This window comes from Exiguobacterium sp. KKT215 (assembly GCF_055635335.1).
The window spans coordinates 362,268-385,189 of sequence record NZ_CM145756.1 but is presented as its reverse complement, the minus strand read 5'-3'; the positions used below and the strand labels follow the sequence as shown (position 1 = coordinate 385,189).

24 protein-coding genes are annotated in these 22,922 nt (G+C 53.3%); 7 read left to right on the top strand and 17 right to left on the bottom strand.

All coding sequences use genetic code 11. From position 1 onward, the window contains the following. Window positions 1-11: 11 nt before the first annotated feature. Window positions 12-362 (bottom strand): YxeA family protein, encoded by a 351-nt coding sequence (locus ACZ2GZ_RS02155; RefSeq protein WP_029594660.1) that lies wholly within the window; start codon window positions 360-362, stop codon window positions 12-14. A 112-nt stretch (window positions 363-474) separates the two neighbouring features. Here ACZ2GZ_RS02155 and ACZ2GZ_RS02150 point away from each other — a divergent pair, with 112 nt between their 5' ends. Continuing rightward, complete coding sequence (locus tag ACZ2GZ_RS02150; RefSeq protein ID WP_029594659.1) at window positions 475-897, top strand: hypothetical protein; 423 nt, start codon at window positions 475-477, stop codon at window positions 895-897. A gap of 37 nt (window positions 898-934) precedes the next feature. Here ACZ2GZ_RS02150 and ACZ2GZ_RS02145 read toward each other — a convergent pair whose 3' ends face one another. Next, window positions 935-2,590 (bottom strand): glycerol-3-phosphate dehydrogenase/oxidase, encoded by a 1,656-nt coding sequence (locus tag ACZ2GZ_RS02145; protein WP_214798688.1) that lies wholly within the window; start codon window positions 2,588-2,590, stop codon window positions 935-937. Between the two features lie 262 nt (window positions 2,591-2,852). Between ACZ2GZ_RS02145 and ACZ2GZ_RS02140 the strand changes: the two genes are divergently transcribed. From ACZ2GZ_RS02140 to ACZ2GZ_RS02130, 3 genes are all read left to right on the top strand, one after another. After that, entirely contained in the window at window positions 2,853-3,968 is a 1,116-nt protein-coding gene (locus tag ACZ2GZ_RS02140) for an NADH-dependent flavin oxidoreductase (protein WP_214830273.1), read from the top strand. A 266-nt stretch (window positions 3,969-4,234) separates the two neighbouring features. Continuing rightward, entirely contained in the window at window positions 4,235-4,447 is a 213-nt protein-coding gene (locus ACZ2GZ_RS02135) for a hypothetical protein (RefSeq protein ID WP_214714454.1), read from the top strand. A gap of 114 nt (window positions 4,448-4,561) precedes the next feature. Beyond that, on the top strand, window positions 4,562-5,230 hold the full coding sequence (locus ACZ2GZ_RS02130) for a helix-turn-helix transcriptional regulator (protein ID WP_214714456.1): 669 nt from the start codon (window positions 4,562-4,564) through the stop codon (window positions 5,228-5,230). Between the two features lie 14 nt (window positions 5,231-5,244). Here the strand turns inward: ACZ2GZ_RS02130 and ACZ2GZ_RS02125 are convergent, their stop codons facing one another. The 5 genes from ACZ2GZ_RS02125 to ACZ2GZ_RS02105 all read right to left on the bottom strand — a co-directional run bounded on the left by ACZ2GZ_RS02125 (window position 5,245) and on the right by ACZ2GZ_RS02105 (window position 10,510). Beyond that, window positions 5,245-5,793 carry a GNAT family N-acetyltransferase gene (locus ACZ2GZ_RS02125; protein WP_214714458.1) on the bottom strand — a complete coding sequence of 183 codons (549 nt, stop codon included), beginning with the start codon at window positions 5,791-5,793 and terminating at the stop codon, window positions 5,245-5,247. A 42-nt stretch (window positions 5,794-5,835) separates the two neighbouring features. Next, entirely contained in the window at window positions 5,836-6,666 is an 831-nt protein-coding gene (locus ACZ2GZ_RS02120) for a TVP38/TMEM64 family protein (RefSeq protein WP_214714460.1), read from the bottom strand. A gap of 133 nt (window positions 6,667-6,799) precedes the next feature. Continuing rightward, window positions 6,800-8,395: a CTP synthase gene (locus tag ACZ2GZ_RS02115; RefSeq protein ID WP_021066089.1), complete on the bottom strand. Its 1,596-nt coding sequence runs from the start codon at window positions 8,393-8,395 to the stop codon at window positions 6,800-6,802. A gap of 235 nt (window positions 8,396-8,630) precedes the next feature. Beyond that, on the bottom strand, window positions 8,631-9,110 hold the full coding sequence (gene rpoE, locus ACZ2GZ_RS02110) for a DNA-directed RNA polymerase subunit delta (protein WP_029594652.1): 480 nt from the start codon (window positions 9,108-9,110) through the stop codon (window positions 8,631-8,633). Window positions 9,111-9,190: 80 nt separating this feature from the next. After that, entirely contained in the window at window positions 9,191-10,510 is a 1,320-nt protein-coding gene (locus ACZ2GZ_RS02105) for a hypothetical protein (RefSeq protein ID WP_214714462.1), read from the bottom strand. Between the two features lie 171 nt (window positions 10,511-10,681). Here ACZ2GZ_RS02105 and ACZ2GZ_RS02100 point away from each other — a divergent pair, with 171 nt between their 5' ends. Beyond that, complete coding sequence (locus ACZ2GZ_RS02100; protein ID WP_214714464.1) at window positions 10,682-11,980, top strand: methyl-accepting chemotaxis protein; 1,299 nt, start codon at window positions 10,682-10,684, stop codon at window positions 11,978-11,980. Between the two features lie 38 nt (window positions 11,981-12,018). Here the strand turns inward: ACZ2GZ_RS02100 and ACZ2GZ_RS02095 are convergent, their stop codons facing one another. The 7 genes from ACZ2GZ_RS02095 to ACZ2GZ_RS02065 form a co-directional block, all read right to left on the bottom strand. After that, window positions 12,019-14,148 carry a (Fe-S)-binding protein gene (locus ACZ2GZ_RS02095; RefSeq protein WP_021066085.1) on the bottom strand — a complete coding sequence of 710 codons (2,130 nt, stop codon included), beginning with the start codon at window positions 14,146-14,148 and terminating at the stop codon, window positions 12,019-12,021. A gap of 90 nt (window positions 14,149-14,238) precedes the next feature. Continuing rightward, the gene (locus tag ACZ2GZ_RS02090; RefSeq protein ID WP_029594649.1) at window positions 14,239-14,955 is read right to left on the bottom strand and encodes a hypothetical protein; all 717 of its coding nucleotides are present in this window, start codon (window positions 14,953-14,955) and stop codon (window positions 14,239-14,241) included. Window positions 14,956-14,961: 6 nt separating this feature from the next. Beyond that, window positions 14,962-15,477: a GNAT family N-acetyltransferase gene (locus ACZ2GZ_RS02085; protein WP_029594648.1), complete on the bottom strand. Its 516-nt coding sequence runs from the start codon at window positions 15,475-15,477 to the stop codon at window positions 14,962-14,964. A 133-nt stretch (window positions 15,478-15,610) separates the two neighbouring features. Further along, on the bottom strand, window positions 15,611-16,039 hold the full coding sequence (locus ACZ2GZ_RS02080) for a hypothetical protein (protein ID WP_021066082.1): 429 nt from the start codon (window positions 16,037-16,039) through the stop codon (window positions 15,611-15,613). Beyond that, window positions 16,036-16,455 carry a YwiB family protein gene (locus tag ACZ2GZ_RS02075; RefSeq protein ID WP_021066081.1) on the bottom strand — a complete coding sequence of 140 codons (420 nt, stop codon included), beginning with the start codon at window positions 16,453-16,455 and terminating at the stop codon, window positions 16,036-16,038. Before ACZ2GZ_RS02075 ends, ACZ2GZ_RS02080 begins: the two co-directional genes overlap by 4 nt. Window positions 16,456-16,641: 186 nt before the next feature. Continuing rightward, a complete protein-coding gene (locus tag ACZ2GZ_RS02070) occupies window positions 16,642-17,301 on the bottom strand; it encodes a Type 1 glutamine amidotransferase-like domain-containing protein (protein ID WP_214714466.1) in 660 nt (219 codons plus the stop codon). A gap of 95 nt (window positions 17,302-17,396) precedes the next feature. Beyond that, on the bottom strand, window positions 17,397-19,106 hold the full coding sequence (locus tag ACZ2GZ_RS02065; RefSeq protein WP_285800917.1) for a glycoside hydrolase family 13 protein: 1,710 nt from the start codon (window positions 19,104-19,106) through the stop codon (window positions 17,397-17,399). Window positions 19,107-19,319: 213 nt separating this feature from the next. On the opposite strand from ACZ2GZ_RS02065, the gene ACZ2GZ_RS02060 reads away from it, so the two are divergent. Further along, window positions 19,320-19,784, top strand: coding sequence for a GNAT family N-acetyltransferase (locus ACZ2GZ_RS02060; RefSeq protein ID WP_029594645.1), 465 nt, complete (start codon window positions 19,320-19,322; stop codon window positions 19,782-19,784). A gap of 47 nt (window positions 19,785-19,831) precedes the next feature. Next, window positions 19,832-20,596, top strand: a complete 765-nt coding sequence (locus tag ACZ2GZ_RS02055; RefSeq protein ID WP_029594644.1) for a MerR family transcriptional regulator — start codon at window positions 19,832-19,834, stop codon at window positions 20,594-20,596. 26 nt (window positions 20,597-20,622) lie between these two features. Here ACZ2GZ_RS02055 and ACZ2GZ_RS02050 read toward each other — a convergent pair whose 3' ends face one another. From ACZ2GZ_RS02050 to ACZ2GZ_RS02040, 3 genes are read right to left on the bottom strand one after another with little or no spacing between them, the layout of a single operon-like run. Further along, the gene (locus ACZ2GZ_RS02050) at window positions 20,623-21,276 is read right to left on the bottom strand and encodes a hypothetical protein (protein ID WP_029594643.1); all 654 of its coding nucleotides are present in this window, start codon (window positions 21,274-21,276) and stop codon (window positions 20,623-20,625) included. Between the two features lie 35 nt (window positions 21,277-21,311). Then, window positions 21,312-22,313 carry a polysaccharide deacetylase family protein gene (locus ACZ2GZ_RS02045; protein ID WP_035385634.1) on the bottom strand — a complete coding sequence of 334 codons (1,002 nt, stop codon included), beginning with the start codon at window positions 22,311-22,313 and terminating at the stop codon, window positions 21,312-21,314. 19 nt (window positions 22,314-22,332) lie between these two features. Further along, a complete protein-coding gene (locus tag ACZ2GZ_RS02040; protein WP_021066075.1) occupies window positions 22,333-22,917 on the bottom strand; it encodes a hypothetical protein in 585 nt (194 codons plus the stop codon). Window positions 22,918-22,922 lie beyond the last annotated feature (5 nt).

Below are 22,922 nucleotides of genomic sequence, written 5' to 3'. Positions count from 1 at the left end.
CTATTTTGAAATCAAGGCAACGGTATCGATACCGGTTCTTCGGTCTGTTCGTCCTTTAACTGGGCCGGTACTTCCGACTCAGGTACCGGCTCGTAGGCCGTCACCGTCTGCTCGTCTTTCACATACAGTTTCAAAAAATCGCCTTCGGCCAGCCGAATCGGTGCCTCGAACGTGATTGGTCGTTTCTTGCCGTCTTCATCATAGCCAATCGTTTCATACGTATGTCTCTTTCCTTGGTCGGTGACGTTTGTGCTCGGCACTTTCGTATAGTAGACGTCGGCAAACAGCCGATTCGTATCGACGAACTGCCAACCGAGAAATAAGATGAGGACGACGCCACCGATTGCCCATGCTCGTTTCATCGTAACTCCCCCGCCTTTCTCTTTTCCATCTTTTTCAATACCATTGTCTCCCTATTTCTAAACACCCGGTACGCTGATATACTGAAAACATGAAACGAACAGGAGCGAAATCATGAAACCATATTTGTTATACATATTGTTCGTCTTGGCACTTGGAAGTATGGTCGCACTCGTCGTGAACGTTTTCGGGGAAGACCAAGAAGAGATACCGCTCGCCGCTGCCGTCGAGACCGATCTCGAGGAATTGCCGGAGACGTTCGCCGTCTTATCCGAGACGTTCGATGAGCCAATCGCAGACAGTGACATCGCCCGCATCAAAAAGCTGGCTTCTGATCCGGAACTCGACGAAGCGAACGTGCACGCCCTCGGCACAATCGATGTCATCTTTAAAGGACGACCGACCACACTGACACTCGAAACAGAAGTGGATCGTGAGGACGGCACGTATCTTTATCTGTATTTGTTCGGCGAACCGGACATCGTCGAGGCGCTCGACGAACGCATCATGGCGTATTATGAAGAATTAGGCATATGAAAAGGAACCTCGCCGCGGCGAGGTTCCTTTTATTTCGTTAGTCGACCGTGACAGGGACGACCGCGAGATCAATCTCTTTCTCGATCTCGGCCCGCTCTTCAGCGAGACGAGCATCCGACCATTTGAAGACATCGGCCATGCAACGGAGCACGCCGTCTTTATAGTTGCGGACGAAGTCGATGTCGAAGAACATCGCTCCGGTGCGGCGGACGAGGAAGTCGATGGCCCGAACGACCGACTCTTCTTCGATGCCGTACATGAGTTGTGCATAGACGTACTCTGGAAGGTCGTACGCGTTCGAGTCCATCCGTTCGATGACACGATCGATGTTCGATCCGTAGAGACGGACGAGTTGCTCGGCTTTGACGTCATCGAGACCAAGGTTTTTCAGTTCAGCCTTCTTCTTCGTCAAGAAGTCATCGAACCCTTTCGAACCGCCGACATGGCCTCCCGACATCGGCATATGTTTCGTGCGCGAAGCGAGGAAGACGATGCCTTCTTCTTGCTTGAGCAGTTTCGCCACCAAATCGACGACCGTCTCTGACATCTTGCGATAACCGGTCAACTTCCCACCGGCGATCGTGATTAAGCCGCTTTCAGACTGCCAAACCTCATCTTTCCGTGAGATTTCAGACGGGTCTTTGCCTTCTTCATAGATGAGCGGACGAATCCCGGCCCAGCTCGACTCGACGTCATCTGCCGTCACGTTCACGTCTGGGAACATATAGTGGATTGCCTCTAAAATATAGTCGCGGTCCTCGGTCGTCATGCGTGGGTGAGCTTTATCCTTATCGAAGAACGTGTCTGTCGTCCCGACGTACGCTTTGCCGTCACGCGGAATCGCGAACACCATCCGGCCGTCTGGTGTATCGAAATAGATGGCTTGTTTGAGCGGGAATTTCGACTGGTCAATGACGAGGTGAATCCCTTTCGTCAAACGGAGCATCTTCCCTTTGTTCGAGCCGTCTTGTTCGCGGAGCACGTCGACCCAAGGTCCGGTCGCGTTGATGACTTTCTTCGCATAGACATCGTACGTCTTGCCGTCGATTTGGTCTTCAACGTGGACGCCGACGACTTTGCCTTGCTCATAGATTAGACCAGTCACTTTCGAATAGTTCAAGAGGAGAGCGCCGTGGTTGGCCGCCTCTTTCGCGACTTCAATCGTCATACGGGCATCATCTGTCCGATATTCGACGTAATAACCGCCACCGACAAGACCGTCTTTTTTGACGAGCGGCGCTTTTTGAATGACTTCATCCGGCTTCAACATCAAACGTCGCTCGGCGCGTTTGACGCCCGCTAAGAAATCATACACCATCAAGCCGACCGCGGTCGAAAGCGGTCCGAACGTGCCGCCTTTATGCATCGGCAACAGCATGCGTTCTGGCGTCGTGACGTGTGGCCCGTTCTCATAGACGATGGCGCGTTCTTTTCCGACTTCGGCGACAAGCGCGACTTCGAACTGTTTCAAGTAGCGCAACCCTCCGTGGACGAGTTTCGTCGAACGGCTCGATGTTCCGGCTGCGAAGTCTTGCATTTCGAGCACGGCCGTCTTCATTCCGCGAGACGCGGCATCGAGCGCGATTCCGGCACCGGTGATTCCTCCGCCGACGACGAGCACGTCGTGACGTTCACCCGTTAACTGTTCATATCGTTTGGCACGTTCTTTTGCTGAGAAATTTCTGATTTCCATCTTGTCCCCTCCTATAATGAATCCGGTTCGATGTATGCGAAAAGAGACCACAACAAAACAAGGCTTCGCCCCCCATGTCGTGGTCTCTCTGTAGTCTCCAACCGGTTATCAACTTTTCTCCTGTATTATACCCCATTTTCTAGCATTCAACCATCGACCCGCTCACGGAGTGTGCAACCTGCTCCTCAGAAAGCGTCCCGCTCGCAATTTCAAAATGAGAAGACTAGACTTCAAGGTATCACCAACAAGGAGGAGTTTTTTTATGAAACGCATGTTACAACCTTTCCAATTCAAAAACGGCGTCGAGCTCCACAATCGGCTCGTACTTGCGCCGATGACCCATTATTCGTCAGCACCGACGGGTGAAGTGTCGGAACACGAACTTGCCTATTACCGCAAGCGAGCGAAGAACGTCGGCCTCGCCATCACGGCGTGTGCTTACGTGACCGAAGACGGCAAAGGGTTCCCGAACGCCTTCGGTGTGAATGACGACAAGTTCATCCCTGGGCTTCGTCAGCTCGCTGAAAGTTTGAGAGCGGAAGGCGCGAAAGCGATTCTTCAAATCTTCCATGCAGGACGCATGTCTCCTCCGGAACTCGTTCCGAACGAACAACCAGTAAGCGCCAGCGCCATCGCACCGGTCCGTGAAGGTGCCGCCACACCACGCGCCCTTGAGACTGAAGAAGTCGAAGCCATCATCGAGGCGTTCGGCGAAGCGACACGTCGTGCCATTGAGGCCGGTTTTGACGGCGTCGAGATTCACGGGGCGAACACGTATTTGATTCAACAGTTCTTCTCACCTCACTCGAATCGACGCGACGATCGCTTCGGTGGCGACGTAAACGCACGCCTCACATTCCCGCGTGAAGTCATTCGCTCGGTCAAACGTGCAGCTGAAGGCGCGGACAATTTCTTAATCGGCTACCGCTTCTCGCCTGAAGAAGTCGAAGAGCCAGGCATCACGCTCGACGATACGGACGTATTGATCGATATGTTGCTCGAAGAAAATCTCGACTACCTCCACGCCTCGCTCTGGAACTTCAATATCGGTTCAATGCGGAACGAGAACGTGACGGAGCGGTCGATTGATCGCATCGCTAAACGCATCAACGGTGCCGTCCCGCTCATCGGAGTCGGACAGCTCCAGCGCCCAGGTCAAGTCGAAGACGCACTGAACGTCATCGACCTCGCCGCGCTCGGCCGCGAACTCATCATCGACCCGGATTGGCTCGAGAAAGTGAAAGACGGTCGTGAAGACGAAATCGAGACCGAACTCGACTTGAACAAACAAGCCGAACTCGCCGTCCCGGCTCCGCTCTGGAACGCCATCACAACACGTGCCGGCTGGTTCCCAATCAAAGACCAAGCCGTCAAATAAGCCTTCAACCGCAGACTTCATGTCTGCGGTTTTTTTGTGGTTTGTGCAATTCATCGAGTAGTGTGAGAAATGGGATATGCTACGGACACAATTTCGTCACATTTTTCATCTTTTTCACCACTTCTTTCGTGTTGACCTAACTTTCCAACCTTTCACCCCCTTCGTAAGCTAAGGACAGGAATCGTTTCCTCGATGAAACTGCGGGCCAAGCCTCGCTTGCACCGCGCCTGTCTGTTTGACCGTCTTTTGAAAGGGGCATATGATGTATGACGAAAAAGCCAATTGATCTCGATGCGTACAACAAACAACTCAATCAGCATCAACAGCGTACGAAAGAAGTCGCTGAAACGTATCGACAAAAAAGTAAGGAACTCGAACACCACCTCGAATCATCCACACGTTCCCGTGAAGAAGCGCTCGCTCGCGAAATCGCCGAGTTGAAACAAGCGACCAAACGGAACGTTCCACGCGATAAATAAACAGTTCCGAACTGTACGACGAAAGAAGTGACTCATCCGGTGGAAAACAAAATCAAACGCCAATTTCTGAATCATCTGCATCGTGACAAAAATTTGTTCGATGATTTTCAGCATGTGGATAACTTTTATACGCTTGATCAACAGATCGTGAGTGCGCTCCGCAGCGCCCATCCGATTCGGGCCGAGCAGCTGCTCGAGACGCTGACGCTCGACCTATTGAAACTTCCGGTCTCCGATGAGTACATGAGTGTCCGTTTTTACTACCGTGGCCTCGTTTACCACGTCATCCGTCTGATTCCAGTCGATAACCCAAACGTTCAGACCGCGCTCAATTATACGAGCGCTCTTCTCATCTTAATCGATGAACTGACGACGACACTCGACTTTATCTATGCCATTCCCGTCATTGTCGACCATTTGACGAAGATGATGGCGTTTCTATCCCCTCCCGTGTCGACGAACCCGAACGTCACGACGACCATCCATTTGATTGAAGAGCATTTGAAAGAGCCAGAACTATCGCTCCCGTGGATCGCCCGACAAATCGGGTTATCGAACAATTATTTGTCGGCCCTGTTTAAACAGGAAGTCGGCGAGAGTGTACCCGAACGAATCCGGCGCCGACGCATCGATGCGTCCATCGCCGATTTACTCGGAACGAATTTTCCAATTTGTACCATCGGTGAGAAATATCGCTTCGCCTCATGCACGGCCTATATCAACACGTTCAAGACGTACAAACAAATGACCCCGCTCCAATACCGCCAATTGTTCCACACGTGAAAAGCGCTAAGCCTCTACCGAGACTTAGCGCTTTCTGTCATCCATTCTTCTCGCAACATGCCCATGCGAATCGAGTCGTAACGCACGTCGTCGACGACGCGCACCTGACGAATCCGACCTTCGAGTCGCATGCCGACCTTCTCGGCCACTTTCATCATCCGCTCATTGCCCGACCACGTCGTCAATCCGACCCGGACCGTTGGCAACGTCTGAAACAGATGGCCGACCCATAGCTTGAGCGCCCACGTGCCGATGCCACGATTCCAGCGGTCGGCTTGATGGAGGATGATCCCGACCTCGAGCCAATTCTGTCCGGCGTCTTCATAATAGAAGGAAACCGTTCCATAGACGGTCCCATCGACCTCGATGACCCACATGTCGTCACGGCCGACGTGTTCGCCCGCATTCTGACAGTACACCTCGTACGTCTGCGCCCGATGTTCAAAATACGGCGCGTCCCATTTCTTAAATTCTGGTGCCTCATCCTTATACATCAATTCCCATAACCGATCCAAGTCGCGAACTTCAATTGGTCGAATCAGTAACTCTTCATCACAAATCATACCCTCGTCCTCTCTATCTGTGCTGTCTACTCTTTCAAGGGATCAGTTCGAATTCCCTTTTTTCCGCTTCCGCCAGACGAGCGCCAAAATGACGAGCAAGAGACTCGCCGTCACCGAGACGACGGCGAACGGACTCGCACCGGTGATGAACAGTTCGCCGAGCGAGACCGAATAGGCGAGACCGAACGACGTGACGAGCTTCGCGCCGATGGCGATCAAAACGAATCGAGGAAATGGCACCCGGCTGAACCCAGCCGCGAGACAAATGATCTCGTCAGGCAAGATCGGAATGATGAACAAAACGAGCAACACACCAAGTCCGTACTTGTCCACGTATCGGTCATACGTCGCGAGCTTGTCGGCGTCGATAAGCCGCATCACCCGTTCCCGCCCGAACCGAGCGAGCCCGTACATGACGAGGATGCCGAGCGTCGTCGCGACGCTCCCGATTAAGGCCGCCCGAAGCGGCCCAAGGGCGACACTGCCGATCGGGACACTGACCGCCTCCGGGACCGGAAGCGCGATCGGCTGCAAGAAGCTGAAGGCGGCGAACACCCACATCGCCTGGTCGCCATACTGTTCGAGCAACCGCTCGAGCCCGTACGAGTCGTACAAGACGAGACCAAACGAGACGTAGTATACGAAGACGAACAACAAAAATAACGTGAACGTGACTTTGAGCATCTGTTTCAAGTACGTATTCGAGCCCTCGCGAATCGACCGCAATAGACCAATCGACAGTGCGAGCAATACAATCCCGGTCCACCCGAGTTGATACGGCAATAATAGCGTCGGCAAGACGACGAACGGCAACAGGCTGAGCGTGACGAGCGCTCCCCCGTATCCTGCATAAATCATAGTTCGTTCTCGCATGTCGCATCGCCCTCTCCCTGTTCTACTATTAGTGTACCCGGATTTCGGGCAACATGTATCCGCCTGAAGCTGTTGCGCACATCAGCCTTTTGCCCGAGAAAAAAGGCCACAGTCATAGACTGTGACCTGCCACTCACTCGCCGAGTGAGGCTTGGATGAAATCGTGGAACAAGCGTTGCGGACGCTCTGGACGCGAAATGAGTTCTGGGTGGAACTGTGACGCGACGAACCACTTGTGCTCTGGAATCTCGATGATTTCGACGAGACGGCCGTCCGGGCTCGTTCCTGAGAACTTGAACCCTTCTGCCTCGAACGCTTCACGGTACTCGTTGTTGAACTCGTAACGGTGACGATGGCGCTCGTAGACGAGCTCTTGGTTGTAAGCGGCGTGCGCTTTCGTACCTGGCTCGAGCTTGCATGGATAGAGGCCGAGACGGAGCGTGCCGCCGAGGTCCTCGATATCTTTTTGTTCTGGAAGCAAATCAATAATCGGATAGTTCGTCGTCGGATCGATTTCGGCCGAGTGGGCACCGTCGAGCTTCAAGACGTTACGGGCGAACTCGACCGTCGCGAGCTGCATGCCGAGGCAAATCCCGAAGAATGGGACGTTGTTCTCACGCGCATAACGCGTCGCTTCGATTTTCCCTTCGATGCCGCGTTCTCCAAATCCGCCTGGGACGAGAATCCCGTCTGCGTCTCCGAGAAGCGTCTCGACATTCTCTGCCGTCACCTCTTCAGCGTTGACCCAATCGATATCGATGTCGGCGTTGAAGGCGTAACCGGCGTGCTTGAGCGATTCTGCTACCGAGATGTACGCGTCACGAAGTTCGACGTATTTTCCGACGAGAGCGATTTTGACTTTCTTCTCGAGGTGCGTGACCGTGTGCACGAGCTCTTTCCAAGCCGTCATGTCAGCGGCCGGCGTGTTGAAGCCGAAGTAATCGTTGACGAGTTGGTCCATTCCTTGCTTTTGAAGGTTGAGCGGCACTTCGTAAAGCGTCGACGCATCTTGTGCCTCGATGACCGCTTCTTTACGTGTATCACAGAACAAGGCAATCTTTTCCCGCATCTCTTCTGGGATATCGTGCTCGGTACGGAGGACAATGATATCCGGCTGAATCCCGTAACTGCGGAGCTCTTTGACGCTATGTTGGGTCGGTTTTGTCTTCATCTCACCGGCAGCGCGGAGATAAGGGACGAGCGTACAGTGAACGTACATGACGTTCTCTTTGCCGATATCGTTTTTCACTTGACGAATGGCCTCGATGAACGGAAGCGACTCGATGTCCCCGACTGTTCCACCAATCTCTGTGATGACGACATCTGCGTTCGTCTCGCGACCGGCGCGGAAGACGCGGTCTTTAATCTCATTCGTGATGTGTGGAATGACTTGGACCGTTCCCCCGTTATAATCGCCACGACGCTCTTTTTTCAAGACCGTCGAGTAGATGCGACCTGACGTCACGTTGGCGTTTTGCGACAAGTTGATGTCGATGAAGCGCTCGTAGTGACCGAGGTCAAGGTCCGTCTCAGCGCCGTCATCTGTGACGAACACCTCTCCGTGCTGGTACGGGCTCATCGTTCCTGGGTCGATATTGATATACGGGTCAAACTTCTGAATCGTCACGTTCAAACCTCGGTTTTTGAGTAGACGTGCGAGTGAAGCGGCTGTGATCCCTTTACCGAGTGAAGATACTACCCCACCTGTTACGAAAATATACTTTGTCATCATCATTCTCCTCTCTTAAATGCCACAACGGGAAACGAAAAAACAAAAAAAGCAAAAGTGCCCCCACTGAAATGGAGGACACTTTTGCTGCATCGTTACGTGCTAAACTAGCCCATGACTAATTTACGTCAGAGACGATGCAGTCGTCAAGTCATTATTTTTTCTTTTTTTCAACTGTCAAAAAAGAAAAAGAGACACGCCTAGCCGGGACAAATGCCCGGCTTTTTGCGGTCTCTTATAAATCATCCTCGTCTTTAAGGTCGAGGTCGTCGTCCAAGTCTTCGTCCTCGAACTCGTCAAGGCCTTCCACTTTTTCGGCTTCATCCTCAGCATCGAACTCAGATGCGTCAAAATCTTCACCTTTTGCAAAGACGTCAAGGTCGTCTTCAATGTCGACGATGCCTTCATCCGTCTCATCGATCTCTTCTTCGAACTCATCGAGCTCACCGCGCTGGCGTGCTTCGATGACGAGATCTTCGTCTGACTTATCGAACGGATACCAAACACGAAGCGCCCAACGGTTAGCTCCCAAGTTGACGAATAGTCCGTCGATGTTCATGTCCGTGTAGAGTTGCGCGATTTTCTCGAGCTCCTCCTCTTCACTTGCGAACGTATAGTTTTGTCTGATCAGCTCACGAATCTCATCAAATGACACTGGTTGCTCGCCAGTCTTTTGAAGAATTTCGTAAACGAAATCGATCAACGATTTATTCATTAAAGGACACTCCTTTTCCGTCACTAGTTAAACATCACTCCTCATTATAAACAAAACCGATATGAAAAAGCTAGAGGAAATTATTTTGAAGTTTCAACGGTTTTTTGGATGCGTAACCAATAGAGCGTAATCAATCCGACGTTGAAGATCCACGTCAAACCGAGCACCCCGAGCATCCAACCGCGCGGGACTTTGAAGGACAACTCTGCATTGACGGACTGGCCAGTATATAGGCCGTAGCCGAGCAATCCAACCATGAGCGCGGAATACGCGACGACCATCCCGAACCGTTTCCATAGTTGCAAGAGCAGCGAGGCGAACTCTTTATTGTCCCCATACGATGCATATAGATAGACATGACCCGCACTCGCATACATCGTCTGGACGTACCCACTCACAAACAGGACCGGGATGAACACGAGCGGCTCCAAGAATCCGAGGAAGAATAGCAGCGACGTGACGAGCAGGACGTAGTAAGGATGACGCGCCACGTCGAACACACGGTTCAATAATATCCAGCCGATGACGCCCGCCAAGAACGGCATGAACACGTAGAATAAGAGCACTTGAAACGAATATAGGGCCAGACTGATGAATACGGCGCCAATCAACGTCCAGCCGCCGAACAACCCGACGACGAACGCGAGCAGTTGAACTTGGCGCGTCCGGGTGGCACTGACGTACGTTCTCGTCCGCTCCTGGAACAATACCCACCCGACGTAGCCGAGCAAAATAATCATCAATAAAAAGATTTCCACATACCCGCTCGCCCCTTCCAACAGGCTGAGGAGACGGCTCACCAACGTGAACACGGTGACGGTGATGAAGGCAAGCACGAACTTCCCTGTCGCCCATGCCCACGTCGCCGTTTTCTCGAGCGGCAACTTTCTCACGAACAGCCAAGGCAGGATCAGACTGACGAGGAAGAGGATGACAGCCTCGTCATATGATCGAGTCAGCACATAAGAGAAAATGACGATCCAGGCAACGAGTGCGAGTACGAGCGGGAGCGAACTCCCTTTCTGATCCGTCGACTCGTCTGTGGTGGACAGTTCCTTCAGCTGTGACAAAATCGTCGTCATAATCGACCCGACACCGATCGATCCGACACCGACAAGAAAAGCGCTCAATTCGATCGCCCAGCCAAACGGCAGCAAAAAGCAGATGAGTCCGGTCACCAAGACGGTCAGCGCCAGTAAGAATGTCTGTTTCGAGCCAAGGCGACCAATGATGTACACCCATAGAAGCAGTCCCGACATACTCGCCACGTAAAAAATCATGAACGGGATTAATCGTCCGACGCCGTCTTCGACCGCCATGATGGACAAAAATAAAATTTGAGGCAAGATTTGACTGCTGAGGGCACTGACAATCGTCAATAACACGACCGTGTTTTTCATTAAAGATACCTCATTTCTAGAAAATGATTGAATCGCTCTCCTTTCCTTCTTTCCCGCCCCCTTCCATTCGAGAACCTCTCGAATCACACATCAGCTCCTCAGTTTTTTCACATATTTGCCGATATAGAATAGAACGCTATTTTAGCTGTACGAGAAAAAGGAGAATGAAACATGGCACTGTTCCGTAAATCAAAACCTACCGCCTACACCGCGTCGATCGGCTTCCCTGATGTGGCTAAGACCGCACGACCGACCGATCCAAATTTGAACGGGCGCACCCATTATATGGGTTATACGGCGTCGCAAGTGAAGCGACTTCAAGACATGGCCCCGCTCGTCGAGTCCGTGTTAGACGATGTCCTCGAAAACGTCCTCGACCACTTGATGTTGCAGCCTGAGATGGTCCAAATCGCCAACGCCTCGTCGACACGTGAGCGGCTTAAAAAAGTGTTCGCTGACTACTTCCGGAGCCTATTGACCGGGAACATCGATGACAAGTTTCTCGCGATGCGCAAACGGATGGGACAGACGCATCACCACTACGCGGTGCCAGTCGTCTGGTTCCTCGCGACGTATTCCGCCTTCAACACGTTGCTCGTCCCAAAAATCGTCGAGACGTATCAACACGACCCGGCCACATTGACCGAATCGCTCCTCGCATTGTCCCATGCGATGAACTTGGACGCCCAAATCGTCACTGAGCAGTACGTCGATGCGCGTCTCGATGAGATTGAATCGGCAAACGTCGCCCGAGCGACGCTATTGAACGATGTCAGTCGCGTCAGCACGGAAGTCGCGACGACGATGGAGCAGACCGGTCACGCCATGTCCGAGACGAGCAAGCGAGCCCATCAAGTGTTGTCCGAGACCGAGCAGACGGAGAAGATGAGCCGTCACTTGATGAGCTTGACGCATACGAACGGCGAGCAAATCGAACAGATGGAATCCGAGTTCAAACAGTCAGCGACGTACGTCGACGCCTCGCTCGATCGCATCACCGCGCTCAAGGACGGCTCGCAAGAAATCGTCAGCATGACTCGGAGCATCGAACAGATTGCCAACCAGACGAACTTGTTGGCGTTGAACGCATCAATCGAAGCGGCCCGAGCCGGTGAACACGGTAAAGGCTTCGCCGTCGTCGCGACCGAAGTGCGGACGCTTGCCGAGAATGCAAAACAGCTGAGCAGTCAAATCAACGTCCTCATCCATGAGAATGAAGCGAACATCGCCGCCCTGCTCGATCAAATGGGACAGATGCATCGAACGAACGACGAGGCAATGCGTCAACTCGGTGCCGTCAAAGCTGGCTTCTCGACCGTCAAAGACGAGATGGGCAATTACGTCATGTCGTTCGAACGAAACAAGCAAGACCTCGGCCAAATGGTCGAGACGATTTCGGCCATCAATGAGACGACGCAAGGACTATCACACCTGACGTCTTCCTTATTGGCCACTTCCGAGATGCACTAACGACAAACAAGGCACGGTCCGCGGACCGTGCCTTGTTTTTATTGGACAATCGGTTCTGGTACTTCGATTGGAGCGAGGGAGCGATCAAGCAATTCGACGACGTCGAACGTACCGACCGTCTCATCGACTTCTTTCGCTTTCGTCCCGTCCGAGAGCATCGTCAAACAGTACGGACATGCCGACCCGATGACCGTCGGTTTCGTCTCGAGCAACTGCTCGGTCCGGGCCACGTTAACGCGCGTCCCGACTTTCTCTTCTTGCCACATGAGACCGCCACCGGCGCCGCAGCACATGCCGTTCTCACGGTTCCGCTCCGCCTCGACGAGTTCGACACCTGGGATGCGTTCCAAGACGAAACGTGGGGCGTCGTAAATACCGTTATAGCGTCCGAGATAACATGAGTCGTGATAGACGACACGCTCGTTCACGGAGAAGTCCGGTTTGACACGGCCCGTATCGAGCAGCTCGGCGAGGAGCTCGGTATGGTGATACACTTTCACACCCGTGAGTCCAAAGTCCGGATACTCGTTTTTGAACGTGTTATACGCGTGCGGGTCGACCGTGACGATTTTCGTGACCCCATACTTCTCGAACAGTTTGATGTTCGCTTCGGCGAGCTCTTGGAACAACAGCTCGTTCCCGATGCGGCGTGGCGTATCCCCTGAGTTCTTCTCTTCGTTACCAAGGATGGCGAATGAGACGCCGGCCTTGTTCAAGACGCTCGCAAAGCTTTGCGCGACTTTTTGGCTACGGCTGTCGTATGAGCCCATCGCCCCGACCCAGAAGAGGAATTCGAACTCTTCGCCGGCCTTTTTCTTCTCTTTTGCCGTCGGGATGACAAGTTCTTCCCGGTCTTTGCGCCAATTCTCGCGCTCTTTCCGGTTCATCCCCCACGGGTTGCCTTGACGTTCGATATTGGCGACTGTACGCTGCGCTTCTGGATCCATCTTGCCTTCCATCATGACGAGGTAACGGCGCAAATCGATAATCTTGTCGACGTGCTCGTTCATGACCGGACATTGGTCCTCACAGTTGCGGCACGTCGTACATGCCCAAATCTCTTCTTCGGTGATGACGTTGCCAATCAACTCATCGGCGACGAGCATATGCCCGTCTTGGGCCGCGGCGGCAATCTCGGCCCCTTGTGTGTTTTGGAACAAGAGCGCCGGTGCCCACGGTGACTTCCGGGTGACGGCGGCCCCTTTCATGTTCATATGGTCGCGCAGCTTGACGATGAGGTCCATCGGCGACAGCATCTTACCGGTCCCGGTCGCCGGGCAGACGTTCGTACAGCGTCCGCACTCGACACAGGCATACAAATCGACGAGTTGTTTTTGGTTGAAGTCTTCGATTTTATTGACCCCGAAGACGACTTCTTCGTCCGACTCCTCGGCTTCTTCCATCGCCGAGAAATCGACCGGAGCGAGACGACCGACCTGGTGCGTCCGTCCGAGCCAGACGTTGAGCGTCCCGGCGATCAAGTGGGCGTGCTTGCCTTGCGGGATATAAATCATGAAGCTGAGCAAGAACAAGAGATGAAGCCACCAGAAGACGACGAACAAGGCGAAGGCGACCCCTCCCGGTACCCAAGCAAACGCCGAACCGATGAGCGTCGCGACCGGTTCACCCCACATCGGAAGTTCTTCCTTATAGACGAGGTAGAACCCGTTCCCGAACAAGACCGATACCATCAGCCCACCGATGAAGATGAGGGCGAGGCCGGCCAAGAAGTTTCGTTTCAAGCGCACGAGCTTCTCGATGTAACGGCGGTAGAATCCCCAAACGACCGCGACAAGAATCATGAGCATGACGATTTCTTGCATGAACGTGAAAATTGGATAGAGCGGACCGAGCGGGATGTGCGGGAAACGTGTCCCGACAGCAAGCCCTTTCCAGATGAAGTCGATGGCCCCGAACTGGACGAGGATGAACCCATAGAACATCATGACGTGAATGATGCCGCTCTTCTTGTCTTTTAACAATTTCTTTTGGCCGAACACGTTGATCATGACCTGTTCGAGCCGTTCCTTATTCGTTTGGCTCCACTCTGCCTGCTTCCCGAGCTTGATGAACGTATAGCGCTGATAGACCAGCGAGGCGAACAAATACAGTCCATAGCCGAGGACGAGCAAGAATAGAATCCAGTTGACGATTAAAAATGTAGACATCCCCAAAACTCCCCCTTATGAAAACGGATTCAATCTTGAATTCAGTATATCAAACAATGAATGAACAGTCATTCATTTTTATCGAAGGGGTCAAAAATTGAGCACATGCTTCAAGAATAAGAGGATGCCGCCATACCCGACGACCGCGAGGACGAACGTCCGGAAGTGGAGGTTGCGGTCGGCTGGAAGTTCGAACTTGACGATATTCAGAATCATCGCCCCGGCGACAAACGCGAACAAGATGGCCTCGACGTGCGAGGCGAGATCGATGAAACGGGAGAAGAAACCGCCGATGAGGATGCCGCCGCTCAACAAATAACGTCCTTGCCGAAGGTAGCGTTCCCCGTAATGGCGATACAAGTCGTGACCGACAGCGAGGAAGTGGACGCCGAGCGCCGTTGCGTAGAAGCTGCGGGCGACGAACGTGACGGATGATGCCGTAACGACGTAAGCCGAGAACGACATATATGCCGTCAACAGCGTCACTTGGAGCCAATACGACACGTTCTGATCAATCGTCTCGTCTTTGAAGTGTGGCGTTCGAACGACACGCATCGTCCCATAAAAGACGGTGAAGCCGAGCAAGCTGATGACATAAATCTCCGACGGCAAGGCCAGGTCGAGCCATTCGACCCGGAGCGTGTCTTGCCGCTTATTCAAAGACGGCAAGAGATACATGAAAAAGTACGTGATGGCGATCCCGCTCGAAAACGAGAACCATTTTTGAGACGGTACCCGGTCTCGTGGAAACAGATAGATTCCCCAAAAATTGATCAGTGCTAAATAGACCACGATCCAATTCGCCATCTCACGTCATCCTTTCAGTTCAATCCAAAACCGCTCGACGATTTTCCCGCCTTCCGCTGTGAACGGTGTGTCCGGTATTCCTCCGTTATTCAAGATGACTTGGCGTGACGCCACGTTCGTCCGGTCACACGTAATCAACGCCCGCTCAATCCCGAGTTCTTTCGCTTTCTCGAGCGCGAGCTCGAGCTGTTTCGTTGCCAGACCGCGTCCACGTGCGCTCGGCTTGATGCCGTAACCGATGTGGCCCCCAAAGTTGAGGAGGTTGTCGTTCAATTCGTGGCGGATATTCGCTGCCCCAAGCAACTCGTCCCCGTCCGTCAGCCAATACGTCGTGCTCGGCACCCAACTGACGTTGTTCACCCGTATCTCTTTATCACGAATCTGTTTGACGTACGACGCAAAGTCAGACGCGTCGCGGTCGACCGCGTTCGGGACGATCGTCTCTTCCCGCTCCCGCCACTCCTTTAAAAATTCGAGTACTTGCGCTTGTTGCGCCATCGTTGTTTTGACGAGCTGTAGCATCTGACGTCCCCCTAATTGATTGGTCTCTCTTCATCATAACGAAGCCGATTCACGTTGAAAACAGACGTTCCTGTGACGAGATGTCGCCTTTTTCATAGAATCATCTAGCAAAAAACCCGCAATCGATTGCGGGTCAGTCTTCTAATCCTAGTCGTTTTGGCATCTGTGGGGCGAGCGTACGGGCCTCGTCTAAACGGCCAGCCTCGACGAGCGTGTGGAACCGTAAAAATTCCTCATGTGTCGCGTCACCGATGGCCGCCAAATAATCGATATAGCGTTCGTACACCGACTTGTCTTCCGGCCGCGCCTCGATCAACGCGACGTAAAGCCGGACCGTATCTTCTCCATAAAGAAGCGGGAACTCATCGTTCAACTGGAGCAACTTGTCGACCGAGTCCATATCGACACCGGTCTCGTTGTCATAGTGCCCGACGACCTGCTCAGCATGGTCCTCGAGGCGGCCACGCCACTCTTCATACTCGTCCTCGTTCGTCTCGAGCATCTCGAACCAATCCTCGTTCAACATCTCTTCAATCTTTTTCACGCGTTCTGCAAAATTCATGCGAACTCTCCTCCTTCAAACGTCCATGTGACGTCGACGTCATAATTTCCCGCCACGTCTTCGTTCATCGATAACTCGTAGACGAAGCGGCAACGGCCGTCCGCGACATCGAGTCGCTCTGTCGTCGTCGCCATCGTCATCGACATATATGGGTTTTTATATAGGCTTTGCGTCAAACGTCCTTCGATAAAGGAATGATTCATCTCGATCGGTCCTTTACAGATGAGCGCGAGCCGGCCTGTCGTATATTTGATTGTCGTCGGAACGACACCGTCTTCCCGTTCTTGATCGAACGTCAAGATGAAGCCGGTCTTCAATTCATAATAGAGCCCCTCGGCTTGCAGCTCGATCGGTTCCGCGATCTCACTGATCGTCGTCTTTTGGCGCACACGTACGCGTTTCGGTTCAATTGCCATGATGATTCCCCTTTCCGCTGTCCAATCGTACCATATCTCGCGAACGGTCCGGAATCGGTAACTTTTTCTTTCCCGGTTCGCACGCGCTTCACACGTCGGGCCCGATCAATTTTATATTATGCGCGTGCAAGAAGTCCGCTTCAAGCAAAAGACCGCGGATGTGATCATCCGCGGCCGTTCGTTTCGTTAAAACTTCAGCCAATTCCCTTCCGAAATCACGTCTACACGACCGTCGACGACTCGAATCGCCGTCTCGTCATCGATGGCGTAGCTCGGCCCAGCCAACATGCCTGCCCATTCGGTCGCATGCTCGGACGTGTTCTCCGGCAACATCTCATGATCGAGGTGAGGGAAAATCGAAAAATCGACGTAGCCTAGCGTCTCATCGCTTTGCACGCCTGGCGCCTGCCAACCGACAAACGCCTCCCCGATTCTCGGGGTCATAACCATGCTGCCGGCACTCAAACCGACATAGACGCCATTCCAATCCGGTAACAGCTGCGCGACACCGGACTGCTGCATCCAATAATGCAAGAACAGGGGGTCGCCTCCGTTGACCAACAACACATCCGCCTCGTCGAACGCCGGTCTCCACACCGTTTCATCAAGGCTTGGGAGGGCACTCAATTCGAGGACCCCGACCGACTTCCACCCTAACTCACACATCGGCGTCGAGAAATCACCGTTGAAAAAGTCCCACGCGTGATTCGTCCCACCCGGCAACGCGTAAATCGCGGTCGGGATGCACAGGGCGGTACACTCCTCAATCGGTTTCCCTAACAACTCGAGTAACGCTTGTTTAATCCGGTCATTTTTAATCCCGGCCGACGTCAGTAACAGTCTCATTCCAACCCCTCCTCGTCTTGTCTATATATGAATTCGTGCTCTCTCGTCATTTCCCTGTACGCAAAAAAAAAGACAGGGAATGTCCCTGTCTTCGATTAACTCATTTTATAGACGCGCCCCTCGAACGGCTTCAAGTGGACGAGTGTCGTCTCATCATGCGGCTCGAGCGGCATGTTTTGCAAGACGACGTCTTCCGAGCGAAGCGTGAGCTCCGTCGCAAAGATGGCTTCTTTGCCCGTCAAGTTCGTCATGACGAGGTATTGCGAGTCACCGAGCGTGCGCGTGTACGCGTAAATCTCCGGGTGCTCCGGCAAGACGATGTCATACGTCCCGTAAACGAACGTCTCGTCTTGCTTGCGAAGACGAATCATCTCTTTATAGAAGTTGAGAATCGAGTCGTCGTCTTCGAGCTGGGCGTCGACGTTGATGTCCGTGTAGTTCGGGTTGATGCCGAACCAAGGCGTCTCGGCGAACGTGAAGCCCGCGTTCGGGGCATCGCTCCACTGCATCGGTGTGCGCGTGTTATCACGTGACGAGTTCCACGTGATGTCCATCATCTCCTCATGGCTCTTGCCATGTTCGAGACCGATGTAATAGCGGTTGCGTGTCGCGATATCGTCGTACTGGTCGATCGAGTCGAACTTCACGTTCGTCATGCCGATCTCTTGGCCTTGATAGATGAACGGCGTCCCTTGCATGAGGAAATACATCATCGCAATCGATTTCGCGCTCTCTTTCCAATAGCGCTCGTCATCACCCCATGACGACACGGTCCGTGTCTGATCGTGGTTCTCGACATAGAGGGCGTTCCAGCCGTCTTCTTCGAGACCTTTTTGCCATTTCGTCAGGACGTTCTTCAAGTGGACGACGTCGAGCTTCGACTCGGCGTCTTCACGCCAGAGACCCATGTGTTCGAATTGGAACACCATGTTCATCTTGCCTTCCTTCTCGCCGACCCAAAGGTGGGCGTCGTCAGGCGACACGCCGTTCGCTTCCCCGACCGTCATGATGTCGTGCTTGTTGAACGTCTCGTCGCGAAGCTCTTCCAAATAACCGTGAATCCCATCGACGTTCATGTGCATCTCGAACGATGGCACGAAGTCGAGGCCTTCTGGGTTCGGCAAATCGCCGAACGATGGATGTTTGCGGATGTGGCTGATTGCATCGACACGGAAGCCGTCGATGCCTTTGTCGAGCCACCAGTTGATCATGTTATAGATCGTCTGGCGCATCTCGGCGTTCTCCCAGTTCAGGTCCGGTTGTTTCTTCGAGAAGACGTGCAAGAAGTATTGCTCCGTCGTCTCATCGAACTCCCAGGCCGACCCGCCAAAGATTGACTCCCAGTTGTTCGGTTTCGAGCCGTCGGGTTTGCCGTCACGCCAAATGTACCAGTCACGCTTCGGATTGTCTTTCGAGCTCTTCGATTCGATGAACCATGGGTGCTCGTCCGACGTATGGTTGACGACGAGGTCGAGCAACAACTTCATGCCGCGTGCATGGACTTCCGTCAACAGTCGATCGAAATCTTCCATCGATCCGAACTCGTCCATGATGTCCTGATAGTCGCTAATGTCATAGCCGTTGTCATCATTCGGCGACTTATACATCGGACAAATCCAGATGACGTCGACGCCGAGGTCTTTCAAATAGTCGAGCTTATCGATGATGCCTTGGATGTCGCCGATTCCATCGCCGTTCGCATCGTAGAAGCTGCGCGGGTAGATTTGATAAGCGACGGCTTCTTTCCACCAGTTTCGTTTCAGTGTTTTCGTTTGTGTGTGTTGGTCACGTTGTAAAAGTTGCATGTCTCAATGATACTCCCTTATCCCTAAACTCACTGCGCATCCTATATACTAATATCAGTGCTGTTCTCTCTATATCGCATTAGCGCAATCGTTTGCACGATGCACTACGTTTATCTTAACAAAAATTCGAAATCAATACAAAGAGTGTTTCAACAGCTTACTCACCGTGTACCCTACACGAATTTGAAATGAAATGAAAGTGAGGCGACTTATATGATTCGTTTGGCCACACAGGCCGATCTTTCGGCAATCGATCAACTAATTTTACAGAAAGCCCAAGCTTTTCAGGCAGCCGGAAAAACGCAATGGGTGAAATATTTGGAACCGAGCCGGACCGATTTTGTGACTCATGACGTCACGAACGGGACCGTGTATGTATATGAAACAAATGGAACCATCACCGGGTCGGTCAGTTTGATTCCGCCGACGGCTTGGGATGAGAATTTATGGGACGATTCCCGGGGGGCCGTCTATTTACATCGGCTCGTCGTCGACGACCGAATGAAAGGCCAACAAATCGGCGAACAGCTGATGCGTCATGCACTCGCAGCAACGTCGGACCGGATTCGCCTCGACTGCGTCGCCACGAACTCTTTTTTGAACGCCTATTATCCCCGCTTCGGCTTCCGGTACATCGGCGAACGGGATGGTTTTTCTTTGTTTGAAAAAGAGGCTTGACCTTGACGCGACGTCAACGTGTACGCTGAATCCAAGGAGGTGAGGACATGTATACGATTCAACAGCTCGCCACGCTCGCCGGCACGACCACACGGACGCTACGGCACTATGATGCGGTCGGTCTGCTTGTTGCCGAGCGTGACGCCAACGGGTATCGCCGTTACTCGTCACATGACGCCGAGCGTTTACAGTCGATTCTGCTATATCGCTCGCTCGACTTTCCACTCGAGACGATTCAGGCGTTGCTCGAAGCCGAACCGTTCGATCGGACCCGTGCCCTCGAGGAGCAGGTGACCGCCCTGCGCGCGAAGGCCGCCTATTTCGCGACACTCGCCGAGACGGCGGAATCGACGCTCACCTCACTGAGAGGAGGAATTTCAATGGAAGACAAATCGTTGTTCAACGGCCTGTCGTTTGACGAACTGAAAGCCCATGAAGCGAAACACGAACCCGAGGTCGTGGAGCGTTGGGGCGAGAGCGAGGCGTACAAGACGTCACGTACGCGCGCCGACAAGCGCTCGAAAGAAGACTGGGAAGCTCTCAGTCAACAGCAAGTCGATCTCGTCAAACCGCTCGTCGACTTGTTCACGGCCGGTGTCCCGGTCGAAGACCCACGTGTCCAAGCGGCCGTCCAGGCGAACCACATGTTCATCAACGACCAGTTCTATGACTGCTCGCTCGACATGTTCAGCGGACTCGGACAGATGTACGTCATGGACGAGCGTTTCACCGCGTTTTATGACAGGTACGCCCCAGGACTTGCCGTCTACTATAATGACGCCATCCAACACTATTGCATCACCCAAAGCTAAACGGCCAAAGCATCGCGCTTTGGCCGTTATTTCGCCGTTCGGCGGTCATAGACATCTTCCTTTAACAGCAACTCGATTTGCCGTCTCAGGAGCGGGAGCGCTGTCGTGAGCTGTAAATACGGGTACGTGGCAAAGTTATCCGTCCCACCGATATAGAGCACGGCCCGGTCGACCACAGACCAGCCCCGCTCGGTCCACTGTTCGATTCGTGCCTCACAGACGTCCGGTTTGGCCCGAAACGCCCAGTATGCCTCAATCTGCCCTTCGGCGATCGTCGGTTTGACCGTCAGCACCGGACAATCGAATCGAGCGAGGACACTCGGGTCAATCGGTCCCGTCTCATGGGTGACGATCAGTTGTGGGTCGAGACGATCGAGCCACATCGTCGTCTTCGCATCGTTTAACGAAGTGACTCGCAGGATGTGATGGAACGGAATCGGCTCGTCGTTCAACGGATAGCGACCTTTCAATTCTCGAATCCGGGCCCGGCTGGATACGCGCATGAGAGGCGCCATCGACCGGACATAAGCGTGTGTCAGCCAATGGTTGAGCGATTCGGGTCGATGCTCGCTCGGACCATCTTCTCGAATCACATGGGTCACCCCTAGATTGCGAATCGCCTGATAGACGTAGGCGGATGTGCGATGTTCCCCGACAAGTAACACGATTGGTCGGCCCATGGCGTTTCCCTCCTTCCATTTTCCTAAAACAACGCTCATCCGTGACGCTCCTGCGTCGAGACGACGACCGGGCGGCACCGGTCAGCCACTTCTTCCATCGATAAACTTTCGAATTGGTATGTCTGGTGGAGCTTCTCATAATGAGCGACGATTTCGCTCAACATCGCCATATTTTCCGATAAGTGCTTCCCGAAGTTATGCGGGTGCCACCAGAGATGGAACACTTGTCCGGTCTTGGCCGCATGCGTCATGCTGCGCTTGATACGACGCAATTTGAGACGGTCGAGGAAGCGGAGCGCCGACACGTACGGACGGAGGAAGCGGCTCGAAGGCACGTTATACGGAGACGACTGTCGAATGGATTCCCATGAGACGGTGTGATGCCCGGTCAAGTTCACGTAGGCGTCCAACAGTCGAAGGGCCCGTCGGCCTAACCCCTCATCCCCTCTCGCATCGGCCCGATAAATGTAATGGGTCTCATTGCCCCGATAGACATCGATTCCGACTTCTTGAGCTGCCTTGAAATGCGCCGGACTCGATTGATTACGTGGATAGACGATACTTTGAATCGGGACATCCCGCCGCGCCGCCACACGCTTCGCCGCCTCAAGGTCGGCCTTGAACGCCTCGATGGTCACACCTTCCTCGAGACAAGAGAGATGACAATACGTATGAGTTCCAATCGTTTGGCCAGGGGTAGCGATGATTTGATCGACGAGTGACTTACCGAAGTGATACGGATCGGTCGCCTCGTCCGCCCCGACGTGCTGCATCCAGTTGTACGAAGAATATTCGGGATGACGGTACGCCGGCTGAATCGTCGGCAAGTCTTTCAACAGTTCCGCTTTCGTCTCATAGAACAGGAAGCCGACGGTCGCCCACGTCACATGAATCTGATGCGCGGCGAACAAGTCGAGCAGGCTTGGAACGACTTGCCGTACCCCGAGTAGATTCTCGCCATACGCCTCGATCGTCGTGCCGTCAAACGTGCCCCAGTTCAATTCGAAATCTAACGAGATGACAAATGCTCCGTTCATCGCGATTCCTCCTCCATGTTCACTTCTTTCCATCACACGACTCACGAAGCTCCAACTCGGCGAGTGCCCGTTTCCAAGAGCCATACCGCCGCGATATTTTGGCAACACTCGGTCGTTTATGTTGTTTGGCCCATTTCTGATACGTGACGGCGTTGAATGGGACCACGACCCGGCTTGCTTCGAGTAACGATTGGACGATTTCTGCTTTTTCACGTTCTGGTTGGACGGTAAAATGGAGTTCTTCTAAACGCTCAACCGTTTTCACGGCCAGACTCCAAGACCCGAAGTGGGAAATAATATCACCTAGGGAAGGGGCAACTTGACCTTTGGCCCACTGTTGATAGTGGGTGCTCGTCAATCTCCCTTCCTGTTCAAGTGCGAGCCGAAGCGCAGCGATGAGTTCTTGTTGGGTATACTGTTTGCGGGATTCGACGAGCCCGGCCGCTTTTAACGCGCCGGTCCATGACCCATAAAAATTGAGAACGTCGAGGAACGTCGGGACGTCTCGGTCTCGGCTCCAGAGCTGATATTGTTTGACAGTGAGGGTCGGAGTCAGAGATGCAGCGGCTCGAAGCGACTGGATAATCTCTGCTTCCCGGTTCATCGTTC

Bases quoted from the DNA above. Each gene is read 5' to 3' on its own strand.
- ACZ2GZ_RS02155 (WP_029594660.1), bottom strand. From the start codon at position 362: ATGAAACGAGCATGGGCAATCGGTGGCGTCGTCCTCATCTTATTTCTC.
- ACZ2GZ_RS02150 (WP_029594659.1), top strand. From the start codon at position 475: ATGAAACCATATTTGTTATACATATTGTTCGTCTTGGCACTTGGAAGT.
- ACZ2GZ_RS02145 (WP_214798688.1), bottom strand. From the start codon at position 2,590: ATGGAAATCAGAAATTTCTCAGCAAAAGAACGTGCCAAACGATATGAA.
- ACZ2GZ_RS02140 (WP_214830273.1), top strand. From the start codon at position 2,853: ATGAAACGCATGTTACAACCTTTCCAATTCAAAAACGGCGTCGAGCTC.
- ACZ2GZ_RS02135 (WP_214714454.1), top strand. From the start codon at position 4,235: ATGACGAAAAAGCCAATTGATCTCGATGCGTACAACAAACAACTCAAT.
- ACZ2GZ_RS02125 (WP_214714458.1), bottom strand. From the start codon at position 5,793: ATGATTTGTGATGAAGAGTTACTGATTCGACCAATTGAAGTTCGCGAC.
- ACZ2GZ_RS02120 (WP_214714460.1), bottom strand. From the start codon at position 6,666: ATGCGAGAACGAACTATGATTTATGCAGGATACGGGGGAGCGCTCGTC.
- ACZ2GZ_RS02115 (WP_021066089.1), bottom strand. From the start codon at position 8,395: ATGACAAAGTATATTTTCGTAACAGGTGGGGTAGTATCTTCACTCGGT.
- rpoE (WP_029594652.1), bottom strand. From the start codon at position 9,110: ATGAATAAATCGTTGATCGATTTCGTTTACGAAATTCTTCAAAAGACT.
- ACZ2GZ_RS02105 (WP_214714462.1), bottom strand. From the start codon at position 10,510: ATGAAAAACACGGTCGTGTTATTGACGATTGTCAGTGCCCTCAGCAGT.
- ACZ2GZ_RS02100 (WP_214714464.1), top strand. From the start codon at position 10,682: ATGGCACTGTTCCGTAAATCAAAACCTACCGCCTACACCGCGTCGATC.
- ACZ2GZ_RS02095 (WP_021066085.1), bottom strand. From the start codon at position 14,148: ATGTCTACATTTTTAATCGTCAACTGGATTCTATTCTTGCTCGTCCTC.
- ACZ2GZ_RS02090 (WP_029594649.1), bottom strand. From the start codon at position 14,955: ATGGCGAATTGGATCGTGGTCTATTTAGCACTGATCAATTTTTGGGGA.
- ACZ2GZ_RS02085 (WP_029594648.1), bottom strand. From the start codon at position 15,477: ATGCTACAGCTCGTCAAAACAACGATGGCGCAACAAGCGCAAGTACTC.
- ACZ2GZ_RS02080 (WP_021066082.1), bottom strand. From the start codon at position 16,039: ATGAATTTTGCAGAACGCGTGAAAAAGATTGAAGAGATGTTGAACGAG.
- ACZ2GZ_RS02075 (WP_021066081.1), bottom strand. From the start codon at position 16,455: ATGGCAATTGAACCGAAACGCGTACGTGTGCGCCAAAAGACGACGATC.
- ACZ2GZ_RS02070 (WP_214714466.1), bottom strand. From the start codon at position 17,301: ATGAGACTGTTACTGACGTCGGCCGGGATTAAAAATGACCGGATTAAA.
- ACZ2GZ_RS02065 (WP_285800917.1), bottom strand. From the start codon at position 19,106: ATGCAACTTTTACAACGTGACCAACACACACAAACGAAAACACTGAAA.
- ACZ2GZ_RS02060 (WP_029594645.1), top strand. From the start codon at position 19,320: ATGATTCGTTTGGCCACACAGGCCGATCTTTCGGCAATCGATCAACTA.
- ACZ2GZ_RS02055 (WP_029594644.1), top strand. From the start codon at position 19,832: ATGTATACGATTCAACAGCTCGCCACGCTCGCCGGCACGACCACACGG.
- ACZ2GZ_RS02050 (WP_029594643.1), bottom strand. From the start codon at position 21,276: ATGGGCCGACCAATCGTGTTACTTGTCGGGGAACATCGCACATCCGCC.
- ACZ2GZ_RS02045 (WP_035385634.1), bottom strand. From the start codon at position 22,313: ATGAACGGAGCATTTGTCATCTCGTTAGATTTCGAATTGAACTGGGGC.
- ACZ2GZ_RS02040 (WP_021066075.1), bottom strand. From the start codon at position 22,917: ATGAACCGGGAAGCAGAGATTATCCAGTCGCTTCGAGCCGCTGCATCT.